The 17,324-nt window shown below is 73.1% G+C and carries 16 protein-coding genes; 8 read left to right on the top strand and 8 right to left on the bottom strand.

The window, feature by feature from the left end; translation table 11 throughout:
- A partial coding sequence (locus VIU94_RS06695) for a DUF5691 domain-containing protein (RefSeq protein WP_331908575.1) occupies window positions 1-1,162 on the top strand: 1,162 nt, incomplete at its 5' end.
- Window positions 1,163-1,264: 102 nt separating this feature from the next.
- On the opposite strand, the gene icmB is transcribed toward VIU94_RS06695, so the two are convergent.
- Window positions 1,265-1,672: a coenzyme B12-dependent isobutyryl CoA mutase small subunit gene (gene icmB, locus VIU94_RS06700; protein ID WP_260229324.1), complete on the bottom strand. Its 408-nt coding sequence runs from the start codon at window positions 1,670-1,672 to the stop codon at window positions 1,265-1,267.
- Between the two features lie 238 nt (window positions 1,673-1,910).
- Between icmB and VIU94_RS06705 the strand changes: the two genes are divergently transcribed.
- Together VIU94_RS06705 and VIU94_RS06710 are read left to right on the top strand one after the other, a co-directional pair.
- Window positions 1,911-2,822 carry an esterase/lipase family protein gene (locus tag VIU94_RS06705; RefSeq protein WP_331908577.1) on the top strand — a complete coding sequence of 304 codons (912 nt, stop codon included), beginning with the start codon at window positions 1,911-1,913 and terminating at the stop codon, window positions 2,820-2,822.
- Window positions 2,823-3,123: 301 nt separating this feature from the next.
- The gene (locus tag VIU94_RS06710; protein ID WP_331908579.1) at window positions 3,124-4,734 is read left to right on the top strand and encodes a M23 family metallopeptidase; all 1,611 of its coding nucleotides are present in this window, start codon (window positions 3,124-3,126) and stop codon (window positions 4,732-4,734) included.
- 72 nt (window positions 4,735-4,806) lie between these two features.
- Here VIU94_RS06710 and pcrA read toward each other — a convergent pair whose 3' ends face one another.
- Window positions 4,807-7,257, bottom strand: a complete 2,451-nt coding sequence (pcrA, locus tag VIU94_RS06715) for a DNA helicase PcrA (RefSeq protein ID WP_331908581.1) — start codon at window positions 7,255-7,257, stop codon at window positions 4,807-4,809.
- 240 nt (window positions 7,258-7,497) lie between these two features.
- Between pcrA and VIU94_RS06720 the strand changes: the two genes are divergently transcribed.
- Complete coding sequence (locus tag VIU94_RS06720) at window positions 7,498-8,667, top strand: C40 family peptidase (protein WP_331908583.1); 1,170 nt, start codon at window positions 7,498-7,500, stop codon at window positions 8,665-8,667.
- Window positions 8,668-8,699: 32 nt separating this feature from the next.
- On the opposite strand, the gene VIU94_RS06725 is transcribed toward VIU94_RS06720, so the two are convergent.
- Both VIU94_RS06725 and VIU94_RS06730 read right to left on the bottom strand, forming a co-directional pair.
- The gene (locus tag VIU94_RS06725) at window positions 8,700-9,839 is read right to left on the bottom strand and encodes a winged helix DNA-binding domain-containing protein (RefSeq protein ID WP_331908585.1); all 1,140 of its coding nucleotides are present in this window, start codon (window positions 9,837-9,839) and stop codon (window positions 8,700-8,702) included.
- Between the two features lie 70 nt (window positions 9,840-9,909).
- Window positions 9,910-10,263 carry a hypothetical protein gene (locus VIU94_RS06730; protein WP_331908587.1) on the bottom strand — a complete coding sequence of 118 codons (354 nt, stop codon included), beginning with the start codon at window positions 10,261-10,263 and terminating at the stop codon, window positions 9,910-9,912.
- Window positions 10,264-10,454: 191 nt separating this feature from the next.
- Here VIU94_RS06730 and VIU94_RS06735 point away from each other — a divergent pair, with 191 nt between their 5' ends.
- On the top strand, window positions 10,455-11,516 hold the full coding sequence (locus VIU94_RS06735; RefSeq protein WP_331908589.1) for a C40 family peptidase: 1,062 nt from the start codon (window positions 10,455-10,457) through the stop codon (window positions 11,514-11,516).
- Window positions 11,517-11,670: 154 nt separating this feature from the next.
- On the top strand, window positions 11,671-12,072 hold the full coding sequence (locus VIU94_RS06740) for a DUF3291 domain-containing protein (protein WP_331908591.1): 402 nt from the start codon (window positions 11,671-11,673) through the stop codon (window positions 12,070-12,072).
- A 41-nt stretch (window positions 12,073-12,113) separates the two neighbouring features.
- Here the strand turns inward: VIU94_RS06740 and VIU94_RS06745 are convergent, their stop codons facing one another.
- Both VIU94_RS06745 and VIU94_RS06750 read right to left on the bottom strand, forming a co-directional pair.
- Window positions 12,114-12,818 carry a LuxR C-terminal-related transcriptional regulator gene (locus VIU94_RS06745; protein WP_331908593.1) on the bottom strand — a complete coding sequence of 235 codons (705 nt, stop codon included), beginning with the start codon at window positions 12,816-12,818 and terminating at the stop codon, window positions 12,114-12,116.
- A complete protein-coding gene (locus VIU94_RS06750) occupies window positions 12,815-14,110 on the bottom strand; it encodes a PspC domain-containing protein (protein WP_331908595.1) in 1,296 nt (431 codons plus the stop codon). Before VIU94_RS06750 ends, VIU94_RS06745 begins: the two co-directional genes overlap by 4 nt.
- 196 nt (window positions 14,111-14,306) lie before the next feature.
- Between VIU94_RS06750 and VIU94_RS06755 the strand changes: the two genes are divergently transcribed.
- Both VIU94_RS06755 and VIU94_RS06760 read left to right on the top strand, forming a co-directional pair.
- Window positions 14,307-15,620: a PspC domain-containing protein gene (locus VIU94_RS06755; RefSeq protein WP_331908597.1), complete on the top strand. Its 1,314-nt coding sequence runs from the start codon at window positions 14,307-14,309 to the stop codon at window positions 15,618-15,620.
- Window positions 15,607-15,870, top strand: coding sequence for a hypothetical protein (locus VIU94_RS06760; protein ID WP_331908599.1), 264 nt, complete (start codon window positions 15,607-15,609; stop codon window positions 15,868-15,870). Before VIU94_RS06755 ends, VIU94_RS06760 begins: the two co-directional genes overlap by 14 nt.
- Here the strand turns inward: VIU94_RS06760 and VIU94_RS06765 are convergent.
- Both VIU94_RS06765 and VIU94_RS06770 read right to left on the bottom strand, forming a co-directional pair.
- Entirely contained in the window at window positions 15,777-16,289 is a 513-nt protein-coding gene (locus VIU94_RS06765; RefSeq protein ID WP_331908601.1) for a DoxX family protein, read from the bottom strand. The genes VIU94_RS06760 and VIU94_RS06765 overlap by 94 nt on opposite strands.
- Window positions 16,290-16,452: 163 nt before the next feature.
- Window positions 16,453-17,324, bottom strand: an 872-nt coding sequence (locus tag VIU94_RS06770; RefSeq protein WP_331908603.1) for a hypothetical protein, incomplete at its 5' end; no start/stop codon positions are given.

Genomic DNA, 17,324 nt, shown 5'->3' on the forward strand with positions numbered 1-17,324 from the left:
CGACCTGCGGCCGCTCGCGCTCGCCTTCGCCGGGCCGCGCGGGCTGTGGCTGGCCCGGCAGAACCCGGAGTGGCGGTTCGCCCTGCGAGGGGCGGCGGGCGGCACGGCGCTGCCCTCGGCCGACGACGGCGACGGCGTGCGGCGGCTGTGGGACGAGGGCCTGTTCGCGGAGCGGGTCGCGCTGCTCGCCGCGGTACGGGCCCAGACGCCGGCCGCCGCGCGGGAGCTCCTCGCCTCGACCTGGGCCGCCGAGCGGGCCGAGGACCGGCTGATGTTCCTGGACTCGCTGCGGGCCGGGCTCTCGGACGCGGACGAGGAGTTCCTGGAGACGGCGCTGACCGACCGCAGCCGCAACGTCCGCTCGACAGCGGCCGAGCTGCTCTCCGCGCTGCCCGCGTCCGCGCTGGCCGCCCGGATGGCGGACCGGGCCACGTCGTGCATAGCGCTGGACCGTACGGGCGACCGGGCCACCGTCGTCGTCGAGGCCCCGCACGAGTGCGACGCGGCCATGCAGCGGGACGGGCTGCTGCCGACGCCGCCGTCGGGACGCGGCGAGCGCTCCTGGTGGCTGGGCCAGCTCGTGGAGTCCGCGCCGCTGTCCTGCTGGCCGGCCCGGCTCGGCGGGCGGGCCCCGGCGGAGATCGTCGCCCTGCCGGTCGCCGACGACTGGCAGCCGGAGCTGCACGCGGCGTGGTCCCGGGCGGCCGTGCGGCAGGGGGACGCCGCCTGGTCCCGGGCGCTGCTCGGCTCGCCGAGCACCTCGTCGCTGGCGGAGCGGGCGAAGCTGCTGGCCACGCTGGCGGAGGACGAGCGCGCGGAGTGGGTGGCCGGGTTCGTGTCGGCGCACGGCCTGTCGGAGGCGTTCCAGCTGCTCGGGGTGTGCGCGGTGCCGTGGGCGGAGCCGCTGGGCCGGGCGGTGATCGACGCGCTGGACATCGCGCGGGACGCGGGCAGCTACCCGTGGAGCTTCAGCGGGGTGATGGGGCTGGCGGAGCGCTGCCTGGACCCGGCGGCGGCGCCGCATCTGGAGGCGCTTACGGCGCTTGCGACGGAGGGGGAGGATGCGTCGCCGGGGGCTGCGGGGTATTGGTCGGAGGCGTTCCAGCGGCTCGTCTCCACGTTGCGCTTGCGCGCGGCGATGCACGCGGAGCTGGTGCCGTAGGCCCCAAGCGGAACGTATGCCCACAACGGTGAGGGGCGGGGCCCTGGACGTATGCCCACAACGGCTCCGGCGGGGGCCTTGGCCCCCGCCCCGCCCCGCCTACTACGCCGCTACGCGGACGTTCGCGTTGACCCAGGCGACGATCGACGCGGTCGTCGCGCCCGGGGTGAAGATCTCCGCGACGCCCTTCTCCTTCAGCGGGGCGATGTCCGCGTCGGGGATGATGCCGCCGCCGAAGACCTTGATGTCCTCCGCGTCGCGCTCCTTCAGGAGCTCCAGCACCTTCACGAAGAGCGTGTTGTGCGCTCCCGAGAGGATCGACAGGCCGATCGCGTCGGCGTCCTCCTGGATCGCCGTGTCGACGATCTGCTCCGGGGTCTGGTGCAGACCGGTGTAGATGACCTCCATGCCGGCGTCGCGCAGGGCCCGCGCGATGACCTTGGCCCCGCGATCGTGGCCGTCGAGACCCGGCTTGGCCACCACCACGCGGATCGGACCGGTCACACCCATCACTGCCTCCACATGCGACCCCCGCACCTGACATGCCGGGGAGGTGAACGAACGTTATCCGCCAGCATCCCGCACCCGACCGTTTCGCGGTGGAGAGCGAGGGGGAAATCACACGTGGGACATGTTCGCTCTGCGCCGTACCCAGCGTGAGCCGCACCGGGGTCGGTCGCAAGGGAGCCGCTTCGAGGCCGCACGCGCCGCCCGTCCGGTTCCCCGCGCTCCGGTCGGGAGGTCGGCGATGGAGCTCACGGATATCCAGCAGATCTGGCAGATCTGGCAGATCAGGCAGATCAGGCAGGTCCAACAGATCTGGCAGATCCCTCAGAGCCCCCAGATCCAGCAGCTCCGGCTCGCCCGGTTCACCCCTCTGCTGAAGGCCGGCGCCCTGGAGCTGGCCATCCTCACCGGCCATCTTCTCCTCTACCCCTCCGGCCTCGTCCCGGAACGCCCGCGCCCCGTCGACGCCGACGCGCCCGATCCCGCCACTCCGCTCGCCCCGCCGCGCCGCCCCGTCGTCCTGCTGCACGGCTTCGTCGACAACCGCTCCGTCTTCGTCCTGCTGCGCCGCTCGCTCGCCCGGCATGGCTGGCGGCACCTGGCGGCGCTCAACTACTCCCCGCTCACCTGCGACCTTCGCGCCGCCGCCGAGCTGCTCGGCCGCCATGTCGAGGCGATCCGCGCCCGCACCGGGCACGAACAGGTGGACGTCGTCGGGCACAGCCTGGGCGGGCTGATCGCCCGCTATTACGTACAGCGCCTCGGCGGTGACGCCCGGGTGCGCACCCTCGTCACCCTCGGCACCCCGCACTCCGGCACCAGCCTCCTCCCGCTGGCCGACGCGCACCCCGTCATCCGGCAGATGCGGCCGGGCTCCGAGGTGCTGGGCGAGCTGGCCGCGCCGAGCCCGGGCTGCCGGACCCGGTTCGTCAGCTTCTGGAGCGATCTGGACCAGATGATGGTCCCGGTGGAGACCGCCCGGCTCGACCACCCCGACCTCCAGGTGCACAACGTGCGGGTGAGCGGCATCGGCCATCTCGCGCTTCCGGTCCATCCGGCCGTCGTCTCCGGCATCCGGCAGGCGCTCGCCTCCGACGGCCTGTCGGTCGGCGGCGAGGATTCCGGGACGAACGGCACCGTTTCGGTCGCCTGAACCCGGCCCCGCTCCGGTCGCCCGACCCGGCCCCGCTCCGGTCGCCCGCCCCGCCGCCGCCCCCGCCTGACAACCCGTCAGCTGGTTTCCGTTCTTCGAACGTTCCTCGAACACAAGGCCAAGGCTTTCCCGCAGACCGCCAAAACGCGGCCGATTGCCCGTTTCCCGCCTGGCGAAAACCTGCCGAAGATTGTCGCCCGTGCGTACCGCCGGGTACAGTCGCGCCACTGCTTAGCCCCGGGACACCCTTCACGGTCGCCCGTCCCGGACTGGTCCTGCTGCCGAGGCGAGAGAGAAGTTGGTGAACGACCAGCACCCCCACGCCGGGTACGTCGGAGACGACGCCCATACGACCGGCAGCTTCGCCACCGACCCGCTGTTCGGCGCCCTCCCGGGCGGATACGACGCCGGGCACAGCGGCCAGTACGACAGCACGCAGTGGACCTCCACGGGTCAGCAACACTGGGACGCCCCCGCCTACGACGCCTACGTCGGGCAGCAGCAGGGCGCACAGCACTACGACACCACCGGCCAGTGGGACGCCTCCGCCTGGAACCAGGCCCAGGCTGCACAGCAGCAGACCGGCCAGTGGGACACCTCGCACGTCGCCTCGCACACCGGGTCGTACGACACCACCGGCCACTGGGCCACCCCCGGCTACGACACCGGCGCGTACGACGCCACCGCCTGGAACTACGCGTCGGCCGACACCCCGCACGCCGAGCCGATCGTCCCGGAGCAGTACACGCCCGAGCACGACACGGCCCCCGACTACGGCTACGCGTACGCCGCTTACGACGCCGCGCCCGAGCAGCAGCCGCAGGCGCAGGCCGACATGACGGCCGAGTTCGAGGTCCTGGACTTCACCACGCACGAGCCCGAGGCGGCCCACGCCGGCTACGACCCGGCCCACGCCGCGTACGACCCGGCCCACGCCGCCTACGCCCCCGACGCGGACGCGTACGCCGCCGCCCCCGACGCCTACGCGGCCGACGCCGACACGTACGCCGCCGAAACCTACGCGCCCGACACCGAGGCGTACGACGCCGACCCGCACGGCGACGACTCCGACTCCCTCCACTCCGCCGAGACCATGATCGCCCCGCGCGTCGAGCTCCCGGAGTCCCGCGTCGAGGCCCGCCCCGTGCGCCGCGCCTCCGGCGGCAGCCGCGGCCGCCGTCGTACCCCCGCGAAGCGCTCCGCGCTGTTGACCGTCGCCGTGCCGTCGGCCTGCGTCATGGGCGTCGCCGGCATCGCCGCCGCCTCGGTCGGCGGACTCACCTCGACCGACACGCCCGAGGACACCACCTCCCTCGCCGCCGCCGACCCCTCCTCCGTGAAGCCGGTCGCCGCGAACACCCAGCTGGACACGCAGCTCGCCGCGCTCAGCGCCGACGCCCGCGACTTCGGCGACCGCGCCGGCCGCACCCAGGAGCGCATCGACCTGAAGGCGCGGCAGGACGCGGAGAAGCGGAAGAAGGAGGAGGCGGCGGCCCGCAAGGAGGCGCTGCGTCCCAAGTTCCTGCTGCCGGTGAAGCTGCACCAGCTCAGCGCGCGTTACGGCCAGTCCGGCGTCAACTGGATGTCCCTGCACACCGGCATCGACTTCCCGGTCCAGTACGGCACGCCCGTCATGGCCGCGACCGACGGCACCGTCCGCACCCAGTGGAACAGCGCCTACGGCAACATGGCGATCGTGACCGCCAAGGACGGCACGGAGACCTGGTACTGCCACCTCAGCAGCACCAAGATCCGCTCCGGCAAGGTCCAGGCCGGCGACGTCATCGCGTACTCCGGCAACTCCGGCAACTCCACCGGCCCGCACCTCCACTTCGAGGTCCGGCCGGGCGGTGGGGCGGCCATCGACCCGCTGCCGTGGCTGCGCGCCCACGGACTGGACCCGACGGGCTGAACCCGACGGGCTGCATCAACTGACGAGGAGGCCCCGGCCGTTACGGCCGGGGCCTCCTCGCATGTCCACCCGCTACAGCTTCTCCACCGGCGCGTACCGCAGCAGCAGCCGCTTCGGCTTCTCGTCGCCGAAGTCGATCGTCGCCTGCGCGTCCCCGCCCGCGCCCGTCACCGCCACGACCGTGCCCAGGCCGAACTGGTCGTGCGTGACGCGGTCGCCGACCTGGAGCGCGATCACCGGCTTGTCCGTCGTCCGGCGGGTGGCGAAGCCCGACGGGCCGGAGCGGGACCGGGACGAGGAGAGCGAGGACGTGATCCCGGCGGTCGGCCCGGCGGGCTTCGCCATCGGGCCGGTCCGCTTCCACTCCAGGTACGCCGCCGGGATCTCCTCCAGGAACCGCGAGGCCGGGTTGTACGAGGGCTGGCCCCAGGCGCTGCGCATGGTCGAGCGGCTCAGGTAGAGCCGCTCGCGGGCGCGCGTGATGCCCACGTACGCGAGCCGCCGCTCCTCCTCCAGCTCCTTGGCCTGGCCGAGCGCCCGCATGTGCGGGAAGACGCCGTCCTCCATGCCGGTGAGGAAGACCACCGGGAACTCCAGGCCCTTCGCGGTGTGCAGCGTCATCAGCGTGATGACGCCGGACCCCTCCTCGTCCTCGTCGGGGATCTGGTCGGAGTCGGCGACGAGCGCGACCTTCTCCAGGAACTCGGCGAGCGTGCCGGCGCCCTCCTCCTCCCCGCGCTCCTGCTCGAACTCCAGGGCCACGGCGGCCAGTTCCTGGAGGTTCTCGATCCGCGTCTCGTCCTGCGGGTCGGTGGAGGCCTGCAGCTCGGCGAGATAGCCCGTGCGCTCCAGTACTGCTTCCAGGACGACGGCGGGCCCGGCGCCGGAGTCGACGACGGTCCGCAGCTCCTCCATGAGGGTGTTGAACCGCTTGACGGCGTTGGCCGAGCGCGCGGCCATGCCGTACGCCTCGTCGACTCGCTTGAGGGCCTGCGGGAAGGTGATCTTCTCGCGGAGGGAGAGCGCGTCGATCATCGCCTCGGCGCGCTCGCCGATGCCCCGCTTGGGCACGTTGAGGATCCGGCGCAGCGGCACGTTGTCCTCGGGGTTGGCGAGGACCCGCAGGTAGGCCAGGACGTCCCGGACCTCCTTGCGCTCGTAGAAGCGGACGCCGCCGACGACCTTGTACGGCAGGCCGACCCGGATGAAGATCTCCTCGAAGACACGGGACTGGGCGTTCGTCCGGTAGAAGACCGCGACGTCGCCCGCCTTCGCGTCGCCCGCGTCGGTGAGCCGGTCTATCTCGTCGGCGACGAACTGCGCCTCGTCGTGCTCGGTGTCGGCGACGTAGCCGGTGATCTGCGCGCCCGCGCCCGCGTTGGTCCACAGGTTCTTCGGCCGGCGGGACTCGTTGCGTTCGATGACGGCGTTGGCGGCGGACAGGATCGTCTGGGTGGATCGGTAGTTCTGCTCCAGGAGGATCGTGGTCGCGTCCGGGTAGTCCTCCTCGAACTGGAGGATGTTGCGGATGGTCGCGCCGCGGAAGGCGTAGATCGACTGGTCGGCGTCGCCGACGACGCACAGCTCGGCCGGGTCGAGGTCCTCGTAGCCGGTGCCGACGAGCTCCCGTACGAGCGTGTACTGGGCGTGGTTGGTGTCCTGGTACTCGTCGACGAGGACGTGTCGGAAGCGGCGGCGGTAGTGCTCGGCGACGTCCGGGAACGCCTGGAGCAGGTGGACCGTCGTCATGATGATGTCGTCGAAGTCCAGGGCGTTGGCCTCGCGCAGCCGCGCCTGGTACATCCGGTACGCCTCGGCGAGCGTCTTCTCGAAGCCGTCGGCGGCCTGGTCGGCGAAGGTCTCCTCGTCGATCAGCTCGTTCTTCAGGTTCGAGATCTTGGCCGTGAAGGACTTCGGGGGGAACTTCTTGGGGTCGAGGTCCAGATCGCGGCAGACCAGCGCCATCAGGCGTTTGGAGTCGGCGGCGTCGTAGATCGAGAACGAGGACGTGAAGCCGAGCTTCTTGCTCTCGCGGCGCAGGATGCGGACGCAGGCGCTGTGGAAGGTCATGACCCACATCGCGTTGGCGCGCGGGCCGACGAGCTGCTCGACGCGCTCCTTCATCTCGCCGGCGGCCTTGTTGGTGAAGGTGATCGCCAGTATCTGGCCGGGGTGGACGTGCCGGGTGCCCAGGAGGTGGGCGATGCGGTGGGTGAGCACCCGGGTCTTGCCGGAACCGGCGCCCGCGACGATGAGCAGCGGGGAGCCGGTGTGGACGACGGCGGCGCGCTGCTGCTCGTTCAGCCCGTCCAGGAGCGCGGCGGCGTCCACGACGGGCCGCGGGGCACCGTCGCGGTAGTGGTGGTCGCGGGCCGGGGGCACGTCGAAGCGGTCCCCGAAGAGGTCGTGCGGGACCTCCTCCTGGACCGGGGCGCCGTGCTCGTGGTCCTCGGGGGGCGGGGGCTCCTCCGAGGAGTGGTTCTGGAGGCTCGCCAGGAAGCTGTCGTCAAAGAGGCTGCTCATCGCTTAACGAGTCTAGGCCGCCGCGCCGACAGCCCGCCCCGCCTTCCGGCCGACGCCCCCTGATCATCGCGTCACCGACGACATACGGAGGGTTAAACTCCGCATCAGGTCACGAAAATGTATCGGACATATCGCGCATCAACCTTCCCAGGGGCCCCGAGGTTTGGCTAGCGTGCTCGCCCAACAGCCCGCGCCCCGCGTTTCTCCACCGGGGCTCCTCCGTTCCCCCACGGGAAGGAGATGCCGGCCTTGGCATCCCATCGCAAACCGCGCAGCACCCGCCCGCACTCGCCGGCCGTCGGCGTCACGACGGCCGCGCTCGCGTCGGTCACCCTGCTGTCCGCGCAGAGCGCAGGAGCCGCCCCCGCGGCGCCGCCGAAGCCGACGGTGGAGGAGGTGCAGAAGAAGGTCGACGACCTCTACCGGCAGGCCGGCACCGCGACGCAGGAGTACAACCGCGCCAAGGAGGCGACGGACAAGCAGCGCGGCACGGTGCAGACGATGCTCGACGAGGCCGCGAAGCGGGCGGAGTCGATCAACGAGTCCCGGCAGGCGCTCGGCGCGTACGCGGCGGCGCAGTACCGGACCGGCGCGGTGAGCCCGACCGCCGCGCTGATCTTCGCGGACAGCCCGCAGTCGTACTTCGACCAGACCCAGCTGATGGACCGGATGAGCGACCGGCAGCGCAGCGCGGTCGCCGAGTTCGAGGTCGAGCGGGCCGCGGCGGCGAAGCAGCGGGCCGAGGCGACCAAGAGCCTCCAGTCGCTCACCGAGTCCCAGAAGGCCCTGCGGACCAGCAAGAAGGCGGTCCAGGACAAGCTGGCCGAGGCCCGGGGCCTGCTGTCGCGGCTGACGGCGCAGGAGAAGGCCCGGCTCGCCGAGCTGGAGCGCAAGCGCGAGGCCGAGGCGCGCCGCAAGGCCGAGGAACAGGCTCGCGCCGAGGCCGCGAAGGCGGAGCGGCTGCGCCAGGAGGCGGCGGAGCGGGAGCGGCAGGCGGAGCAGCCGACGACGCCGACTCCCACTCCGGAGCCCCCGGCGACCGGCGGCGGCAGCACGTACGCGACGAAGGCGGCGAAGGCCCTGGCCTTCGCCCGGGACCAGATCGGCAAGCCGTACGTGTGGGGCGCCACCGGCCCCAGTTCGTACGACTGCTCCGGCCTGACGCAGGGCGCGTGGAAGGCGGCGGGCGTGGACCTGCCCCGCACCACCTGGGACCAGGTGAAGGTCGGCACCCGGGTGGCGACGGGCGACCTGCTCCCCGGCGACCTGGTCTTCTTCTACGACGACATCAGCCACGTCGGCATCTACATCGGCGACGGCAAGATGATCCACGCCCCGAAGCCGGGCGCGTTCGTCCGCGAGGAGTCGATCTACTACATGCCGATCTACGGCAGCGTGCGCCCGGCCTGACGGGCCCGCCGGCCGGCTGCCGCGCCGCGAGGTCAGCCCTTGACCGTCCTGGTCTCGACGCCCGGGAAGCCCTTGTCCCACCAGTGCCCGTAGCGCCGGTAGACGGCCGGGTCGCGGTCGGCGAGCAGCGCCGACAGCCGGGTCGCTTCCTCGGTCAGCCCCTGCCAGGCGGCCCGGTCGAGCCGGCGGAAGGCGGTCAGCTCCAGCCCGTCGCCGGTCGCCCGCCACACCCCGGCGACCTGCCCGTCGACGAGCAGGCAGGGCAGCACGTCGCCGTTGCGCCGGACGACCAGCGGCCGGTACTCCTCCGGCATGAGCCGACCGGGGACGGCGTGGGCAAGCAGCGTGCTGTCCCACATCGGCAGCAGCCGCGGCGGGGCCGGGGTGTCCTCGTCGGGGACGGTCGCGTCCGCCAGGTCGTACAGGGCGGCGCGCCCCGGGCCGGCCACCCGCACCAGCCGGTCGTCGAGCTCCCGGAGCGCCTGGGCGATCACGGGGCGGGTGAGCAGGGTGAACCGGGCGAAGTCCGGGGCGGACGCGGGCCCGAACGCCCCCAGGTACGAGAGCAGCAGCCGCCGCACCCCCGCGCTCGCGTCCGGCGGCGCGGACCCGGAAGCCGCCGGGGAGGCGAGGTAGGCGTTCGGCAGCATGAACGACCACGGGCCGCCGTTCGGCGCGTGGTGCGCCGCCGCGTAGGTCCGCAGCGCCCACCACACGCGGCGCGCGTGCGCGCCGAACCGCCCCGTGAGCTCCTCCTCGACCTCGGCGCCGGTGCGGGGCCGGGCCAGGAACCCGGCGAGCTCCGGGAGCAGCGCGTCGGCGTCGACGTGGGTCAGGCCCGTGGAGGTGAAGCGGCGGTCGTGCACCCGGGCCGCGCGCAGGCTGCTCACCATGGCGGCGTGGTAGTGCGCGTAGTCCTCGGCGTGGACCGCGTGCAGCGTGATCCGCATGAGGGACGCCTTCACGATCCGGCGCTCCGCGAACGCCGCGTCGAGGTCCTCGGGCGCGAAGTCCCGCACCCGGTTCCACAGCGCCAGGTACGGCGACGCCGGCGTCTGCGCCTGCAGCGCACAGACCCGCCGGACCGCCTCCGCCACGTCGAGAGAGCGGCGCTCCAGGAGGAACTGCCGGTCCAGGGTGGCCAGGGCGAGCCGGCGCGCGGAGAGCGTCACGTACGGATCACGTCCACAACGTCGCAATGCTGCACACCCCCGGGGGACAACCCCCGGACCCCCGGCCCGATCACGTCCACACGGTCGCGACGAAGATGTTCGCCGTCGTGAGCGCGCCCACGGCCGCGAAGGGGCCCTTGCCGACGCTCTCTTCGTCGCGCTTCACATAGACCAGGCCGAGGACCACGACCAGCACGGCCAGCTTGATGATGATCTTCAGGTTGTTGACCGGCTGGTCGTCGGCCTGGTTCAGGCCGACCAGGACCACGCCGGTGACCAGCATGGTCAGCGCGCCGTGCAGCATGCCCGGGACGAAGCGCGCCGTGCCCGCACCCATCGCCTTCACCTGGGTGAGGAACCCGCCCAGCAGAGAGGCGATGCCGATGATGTGCAGAGCCACGAAGACATTGATGAGTACGTCCATGGGCCGGATGCTATCCGGGCAATTACGGGGCCCGTACAGCGCCCTGAGCGGACCCGTTCGGTCCGGTGTCGACATCCGCCGCCAATAGCGATCAACTCCCCGCCCTTCCGTGTCCCCCAGGTTTAGCGTCCTTCGCAGCCGGGAGCCGAGCAAGCGAACTCCCCCGCAGGGAAAGGATGTGACCCGCCCTCGTGGCAGCACACCGGAAGCCCAAGCAGCGCACCCTCGGCGGCCCCGCCGCCCGCACCGCCGCCACACTGGCCCTCGCCGGCGCGGCGACCGCGACCGCCTTCGAGGGATCGGGGCACGCCGACCCGCAGCTCACGCCCGCCCAGGTCAAGGCGAAGGTCGACCGGCTGTACCGGGAGGCCGAGGAGGCCACGGAGCGGTACAACGGCGCGAAGGAGAAGGCCGACGAAGCCCGCACGGCGCTCGACGGGCTGCGCGACGAGGCCGCCCGGCGGACCGACCGGCTCAACGGCGCGCGTACGGCACTCGGTTCGGCGGCCGCCGCGCAGTACCGTTCCGGTGGGCTCGACCCGGCCGTGCAGCTCGCGCTCAGCTCGGACCCGGACGAGTACCTGGAGCGGGCCGCGCTCGCCGACCGCGTCGGGGAGCGACAGGCCGTCGCCATCGCGTCGGTCAACCGCGAGCTCGCCGAGATCGGGCGGCTGCGCGCCGAGTCGACGGGCAAGCTGGCGGACCAGAGGAGCCACGAGGCCGCGCTCAAGCGCCACAAGAGTGCCGTCCAGGGCAAACTCGCCGACGCGCAGGCCCTGCTGCACCGCCTCACCGCCGAGCAGCGCCGGGCGTACGAGACCCAGGTCGGCGGCCGTACCGGCTCCTCCCCGGACGGCGACCGGGCCGATCGGCAGCAGTCGCGCGGCCCGGTCACGGCGCCGAACTCCCGGGCGGCGCAGGCGGTGGCGTTCGCGTACGGGGCGATCGGCAAGCCGTACGTGTGGGGCGCGACGGGGCCGAACGCCTTCGACTGCTCCGGGCTGACCCAGGCCGCCTGGCGCTCCGCGGGCGTCTCGCTGCCGCGCACGACGTACACGCAGATCAACGCGGGACAGCGGGTCTCGCGTTCCCAGCTCGCGCCGGGTGATCTGGTGTTCTTCTACTCCGGCATCAGCCATGTGGGGCTCTACATCGGCGGCGGCCAGATGATCCACGCACCGCGCCCGGGCGCGCCGGTCCGGGTCGCGCCGATCGACGAGATGCCGTTCGCGGGGGCGACCCGCGTCGGCTGAGAAGGCCCGCACATCACCGCGGAAACGGGGAAACGGGGAAACGGGGAAACGGGGAACGGATACCAGTAACGGGGAAACGGGGATTGTTATGGATAGTGGCACTGCCTACTATGGATAGTGCCACTCGCCAATCAAGAGCGACGGAGAGGTCGTCATGCCCACCCTCCCCTGGACCACCCCGAACCCGCCCCGCCCCGACACCACCCACGCGTACGTCATGGCCTCCCGCTTCGAGGTGCGCTCGCTGAAGGACGTGCCGCGGTTCTTCCTCAAGTCCCTGGCCGCGTGGCGGCAGGTCCGCACCGCGCCGGGCGCGCTCGGCGCCTCGCTGGTCGCCCGGCCGCTGCAGCGGACCTTCCTCACGCTCTCCGCCTGGGAGGACCGCGACGCGCTCTACGCGTACGCGCGCGCCGAGCCGCACCGGAGCATCATGACGGGGCTCCGCTCCACGATGCGCGACTCGACGTTCACCTTCTGGGAGGCCCCGGTCGAGCAGCTCCCGATCGGCTGGGACGACGCCCGCCGCCGCCTGGACGCGGCCCAGACGCCCCACTGAGCGCCGCGGAAAAGCAGTCGGACCAGCAGTCAGGCAGGCAGTCAGACCAAGCGACGCGCCGTCGCCCAGCGGGTCAGCTCGTGCCGGTTGGAGAGCTGCAGCTTCCGCAGCACCGCCGAGACATGCGACTCGACCGTCTTCACCGAGATGAAAAGCTGCTTGGCGATCTCCTTGTACGCGTAGCCGCGGGCGATCAGCCGCAGCACCTCGCGCTCCCGCTGGGTCAGCCGGTCCAGGTCCTCGTCCACCGGCGGCGCGTCCGTCGACGCGAACGCGTCCAGGACGAAGCCGGCGAGGCGAGGCGAGAACACCGCGTCGCCCTCCTGCACCCGGAAGATCGAGTCGACCAGGTCCGTCCCGGTGATCGTCTTGGTGACATAGCCGCGGGCCCCGCCGCGGATCACCCCGATCACGTCCTCCGCCGCGTCCGAGACCGAGAGCGCCAGGAAGCGGACCGGGTTCTCGGTCGCCCCCATCAGGGGCGCGCAGCGCCGCAGCACCTCGACCCCGCCGCCGCCGGGCAGGTGCACGTCGAGCAGCACCACCTCGGGGCGGGTCGCGGTGATCACGGTGACCGCCTGGTCGACGTCGGCGGCCTCGCCGACCACCTCGACGCCGGTCTCCTCGGTGCGCCCGATCTCGGCCTGCACCCCCGCGCGGAACATCCGGTGGTCGTCGACGAGCACGACCCGTACGCGACGCGCGTCCGCTCCCGCGCCGGCGCCCCCGGTGGTCTCCTCGGTCATCCGTCCGCCCTCTCCATCTCGAGTTCCACTTCGGTGCCGTCCCCCGGCGCCGACCGCAGCCGGGCGGTGCCGCCGTTGCGCTGCATCCTGCCGATGATCGATTCTCGTACGCCCATGCGGTCGGCGGGCACCGCGTCGAGGTCGAAGCCCGGTCCCCGGTCCCGTACCGAGACGAACACCGTGCGGCCCTCGACCTCCGCGTAGACCTGTACGGCCCCGCCCTCGCCACCGTACTTGGCGGCGTTCACCATGGCCTCGCGAGCGGCCTGCATCTGTGCGGCGAGCTTCTCGTCCAGCGGGCAGTCGCCGACCACCACGACCTCCAGCGGGACGCCGTGCTTGTCCTCCACCTCGGCCGCCGCCTTCTTGACCGCCTCGGCGAGCGTGTCGGGCGTCTCGTCCTCGTCCTTGCCGGTGCCCTCGGGCTTGTACAGCCAGTTCCGCAGCTCCCGCTCCTGCGCCCGGGCCAGCCGGCGCACCTCGCCCGCGTCCTCCGCGTTGCGCTGGATCAGGGTGAGGGTGTGCAGGACTGAGTCGTGGACGTGGGCGGCGACCTCGGCGCGCTCCTGCGCGCGGATGCGCATGGTCCGCTCCTCGGAGAGGTCCTGCGACATCCTTATCAGCCACGGGCCGGCCAGCAGCGCGATCCCGCCGAGCACCGCGATCGCGGCGGTCACGGCGGTGCCGAGCTGCGCGGCGGAGCCGCGGACCACGACGAAGACGGTCAGGCCCAGGCCGACCAGGGCGACCCCGGCGAGGCCGCGGGCGAGCTGCAGGGTCCGCCGCCGGCGGCCCTCCTCGGTCCAGCTGGCCCGACGGGCGTTGTCCGCCTGCCGCCAGACCAAGATGACGCCGATCCCGATGAGCACGGTCGGCCAGATGTAGCGGTTGGCGCGGCCGCCGAGGTCGACGTTGGAGACGAAGACGACGGCCCCGATCGCCAGCGCGATCAGCGCGAAGACCTGGCCTCTGTCCGGCTTGCGCAGCCGGCGCCGCCCGTCGGGGGTCGTCTCGAAGACGGACCGCGGCTCGGGGGCCCGGCCGCCGACGCCCAGCGGCACCACGATCCAGAACACCGCGTACAGCAGGGTGCCGAGCCCGTCGGCGAAGAACAGCGCGAGAAACACGAACCGCACCCAGACGACGGGCAGTCCGAGGTGCCCGGCGAGGCCGCGCGCGACACCGCCGAGCATCCGGCCGTCGGCGCTCCGGTAGAGCTTGCGCAGCGGCGGTTCGTCGGTGTCGGTGAGCCGGTCGGTCGGGCGATCGGCCGGGCGGGCGGCAACGGGCATGCCCCGATCGTCACACGCGGGGCGGCCCGCAGACATCAGGGTCGGCCCTGAGACCGACCCGGAACTCCTCACGCACAGACTCACGCGCAGAACCGGAAGTTCGGCGCGCGGAACCGGAACTTCGCGCCGCAATATCAGGGACGGTCCAGGGTCGTCCCCGGTGCCGCCGCCGGACGCCGCCCTTCACCATGGACGCATGACGCGTTCGATCTCCCCCGACTCCCCCGAGGAGGCTCCGCCCCCGCCGCTGCGCCGGATGCGGCGGCAGAAGGCGGTGGCCGGGGTCTGCGGCGGCCTGGGCCGGCACTTCGACATGGATCCGGTGATCTTCCGGATCGCGGTCGGCGTGCTGTCGGCGGCCGGCGGCTTCGGGCTGATCTTCTACGGCTTCGCCTGGCTGGCGCTCCCGCTGGACGGGGAGGACGAGAACGAGGCCCGCCGGCTGCTCTCCGGCCGGGTCGACGGGGCCTCGCTGAGCGCCGTCATGATGGCGCTGATCGGCAGCGGGCTGTTCCTCGCGATGAGCGGCAACGGCGGCACCCTCGCCTTCGCGACCATGCTGTCGCTCGCGGTCGGCGGCGCGGCCGTGTGGTCCCAGCGCCGCCGCCAGGTCGTGGCCGGCGAACCGGGCGGCCGACCGAGCCGGGACGCAGTGGCCGCGCAGGCCGTCGCCGACGCCGCGCCGCCGGAGACCAAGGCCCCGCCGCTCGCCGACGCGCCGTCCTGGTGGCGGGACCCGATCGTCAAGGACGGCTCGACCGGCCCGGTGCCGGTCGGCTACCTGTGGGGCCCGGTCGACACGGACCCGAACGCCGTGGAACCCGCCGCACCGAGGACGCCGTGGGGCGCCCCGGCCGCCGCGCGGCCGGCCGCCCGCGGCCCCCGGTCGATCGGCGGCCTGGTGTTCCTGTTCGCGCTGATCGCCGGGGGGCTCGGCACCGGCCTGTCGTGGGAGGCGCAGCCGCTCGGGCTCAGCCTCCAGATCGGCCTGGTCTGCGCGCTGGGCGTGCTCGGCCTCGGCATGGTCGTCAGCAGCTTCCTGGGCCGTACCGGCTTCGGCACCGTCTTCCTCACCGTCGTCGCCGCCGGCCTGCTCGCGGCCTCCGCGGCGCTGCCCGCGGACATCGGCACCCGCTGGGTGCGCACCACCTGGCAGCCGGCGACAGTCGCCGCGGTGCAGCCGCGGTACGAGCTGAGCACCGGCGTCGGCACGCTCGACCTGTCGGGGCTCGCGGTGCCGGCCGGAACGACCGTGCGCACCGCCGCCGACGTCGGCGCGGGCAAGCTCCATGTGATCGTCCCGGAGAACGTCACGGTGAAGCTGGTCGCCGAGACCGGGCTCGCCGATCTGCGGCTGCCCGGCGAACGGGCGGACGACATCGACGTCCGCGGCGGCCGGACGGAGCGCCGTACGCTGACCCCGCCGGCCGGCGTGAAGCCGGGCGGCGCCCTGGAGCTCCGGGTGGACCTGAGGCTCGGACAGCTGGAGGTCGACCGTGCTGCTGCATGAGTTCCGCCCGGGCCGACTGCTCGCGGGCGCGACCGCGCTGACGCTGGCGGCACTGTACGGCGGCGACGCCGCGGGCGCGTGGACGACCCCCTGGTACGCCGTGGCCCCGGTGACCTTCGGCGGCCTGGGCCTCGCGGGTCTGGCGACCTGGGTCGCCTACGGGTACCGCCGCCGCCGTTCGGCGAGGAGCGCGTCCAGCGAGAACACCGACGCCCCGGCGAGCACCAGCGGCAGCCAGGACATCAGGTAGGCGAGGTCGTTGCCGTAGTAGTACGGGTTCGTCTGCCAGCTCACGGTCAGCCACAGGCTCAGCGAGATCAGCGCCCCGCCGAGCGCCGCGACCCGGGCGAGCAGGCCGATCAGGGTGCCGATGCCGACCGCGAGCTCGCCGAAGGCGATCGCATAGCCGAACCCCGAGGGGCTCTTCAGGGCCAGGTCGACCATGGCGGGGATCGCGGCGCCGTCGCGGACGCCGCGCATCATCTCGCCGATCGAACCGCTGCCGGTGTCGGAGAGGAAGGCGGAGTCGGTGAGCTTGTCGAGCCCCGCGTAGATGAACGTGACGCCGAGGAAGACCCGCAGCGGCAGCAGGGCGTACCGCGACGCGGTCGCCCTCCAGCCGCCGTCTCTTCCGGAACTCCCACTCGTCGCCCGGTGCACGTGCGTCATCGCCGGTCCGCCTCTCCCACGCCGCTGTCCGCAGAACCGATTGTCCTCGGACCCCCTGCTCAGGGATACGTGTGGGAGGGCCAGAAGGCTCAGTCGGATACGTACGGGAGGGCCAGAAGGCTCAGTCCGGAGGGGAGAAGAGCGGAGGGGAGGGCCAGAAGGCTCAGTCTCCGACGTCGATCGCCACCCGGTCGGTCTCCACGCCCGCGGCGGTGACCACCGACACCTCCACCCTGCCCGGCTCCACGTCCGTCGGCAGCGGCACGGTGAGCACGGTGTCGGTCGGGTTGGCGAACCCGCCGGGCACCGGCACCAGCGGCACGTACGCGTGGACCGGCCCGATCCGCACCACGAGCCGGGTCAGCGCCTCGGGCCCGGCGGCCCCCGCGGGCACGAAGCCCGCGCCGCGGATCTCGATGTCGTCGCCGACCCTGATCGGCGCGTCCAGGTCGCCGGCCTCGCGGGCCCGCACCACGGAGAGAATCACCGGCCCCCCGCCCTCCGCACCCTTCCCGACGAGGTACGCGGCGGTCGACACGGCGACGAGCACGGCCACGGACCAGGGGAGCTGCGGCAGCCGGGTGGGCGCGGCGCACAGTTCCGCGCCCGCGACGGCCAGGGCGACGGCGGAGACCAGGAGGTACTGCACGTCGGCGAGGCAGGCCCGGCCGCCGTCGTCGCAGAGCAGGTCGGCGGCGCGCGGCCGGTCCGCGCGGACCTTCTGCAGCCGCCGCCCCAGGACCCGTACGAGCACGATCCGGCGCACCGCGACGGCGGCCGCCGACACCAGGGCGAACACGGTGAGCAGCCCCGCGCCGCGGGCGAGTCCGAGGTCCACCGGCCCCGCGCCGGACGCCCGGCACAAGGCGAGCAGCAGGACCGCGTACCCGGCGAACAGCAGCCAGGCCGCGGCGACCGCACGGGACGTGGAGAGCCGGTTGTCGTCGCCGACCAGCGGGGCGAGGAAGCCGCCGCGGGCGCGGTGCGCGCGGGCGGCGGCGAGCAGCGCCGCTGCCGTGAGGACGGCGGCGAGCA

Origin of the sequence: Streptomyces sp. (assembly GCF_036566765.1) — a bacterium.
GTDB lineage: Bacteria > Actinomycetota > Actinomycetes > Streptomycetales > Streptomycetaceae > Streptomyces.

Coding starts and splice junctions, on each gene's coding strand:
- icmB (WP_260229324.1), bottom strand. CDS start 1,672: ATGGGTGTGACCGGTCCGATCCGCGTGGTGGTGGCCAAGCCGGGTCTC.
- VIU94_RS06705 (WP_331908577.1), top strand. CDS start 1,911: ATGGAGCTCACGGATATCCAGCAGATCTGGCAGATCTGGCAGATCAGG.
- pcrA (WP_331908581.1), bottom strand. CDS start 7,257: ATGAGCAGCCTCTTTGACGACAGCTTCCTGGCGAGCCTCCAGAACCAC.
- VIU94_RS06720 (WP_331908583.1), top strand. CDS start 7,498: ATGCCGGCCTTGGCATCCCATCGCAAACCGCGCAGCACCCGCCCGCAC.
- VIU94_RS06730 (WP_331908587.1), bottom strand. CDS start 10,263: ATGGACGTACTCATCAATGTCTTCGTGGCTCTGCACATCATCGGCATC.
- VIU94_RS06740 (WP_331908591.1), top strand. CDS start 11,671: ATGCCCACCCTCCCCTGGACCACCCCGAACCCGCCCCGCCCCGACACC.
- VIU94_RS06745 (WP_331908593.1), bottom strand. CDS start 12,818: ATGACCGAGGAGACCACCGGGGGCGCCGGCGCGGGAGCGGACGCGCGT.
- VIU94_RS06750 (WP_331908595.1), bottom strand. CDS start 14,110: ATGCCCGTTGCCGCCCGCCCGGCCGATCGCCCGACCGACCGGCTCACC.
- VIU94_RS06755 (WP_331908597.1), top strand. CDS start 14,307: ATGACGCGTTCGATCTCCCCCGACTCCCCCGAGGAGGCTCCGCCCCCG.
- VIU94_RS06765 (WP_331908601.1), bottom strand. CDS start 16,289: ATGACGCACGTGCACCGGGCGACGAGTGGGAGTTCCGGAAGAGACGGC.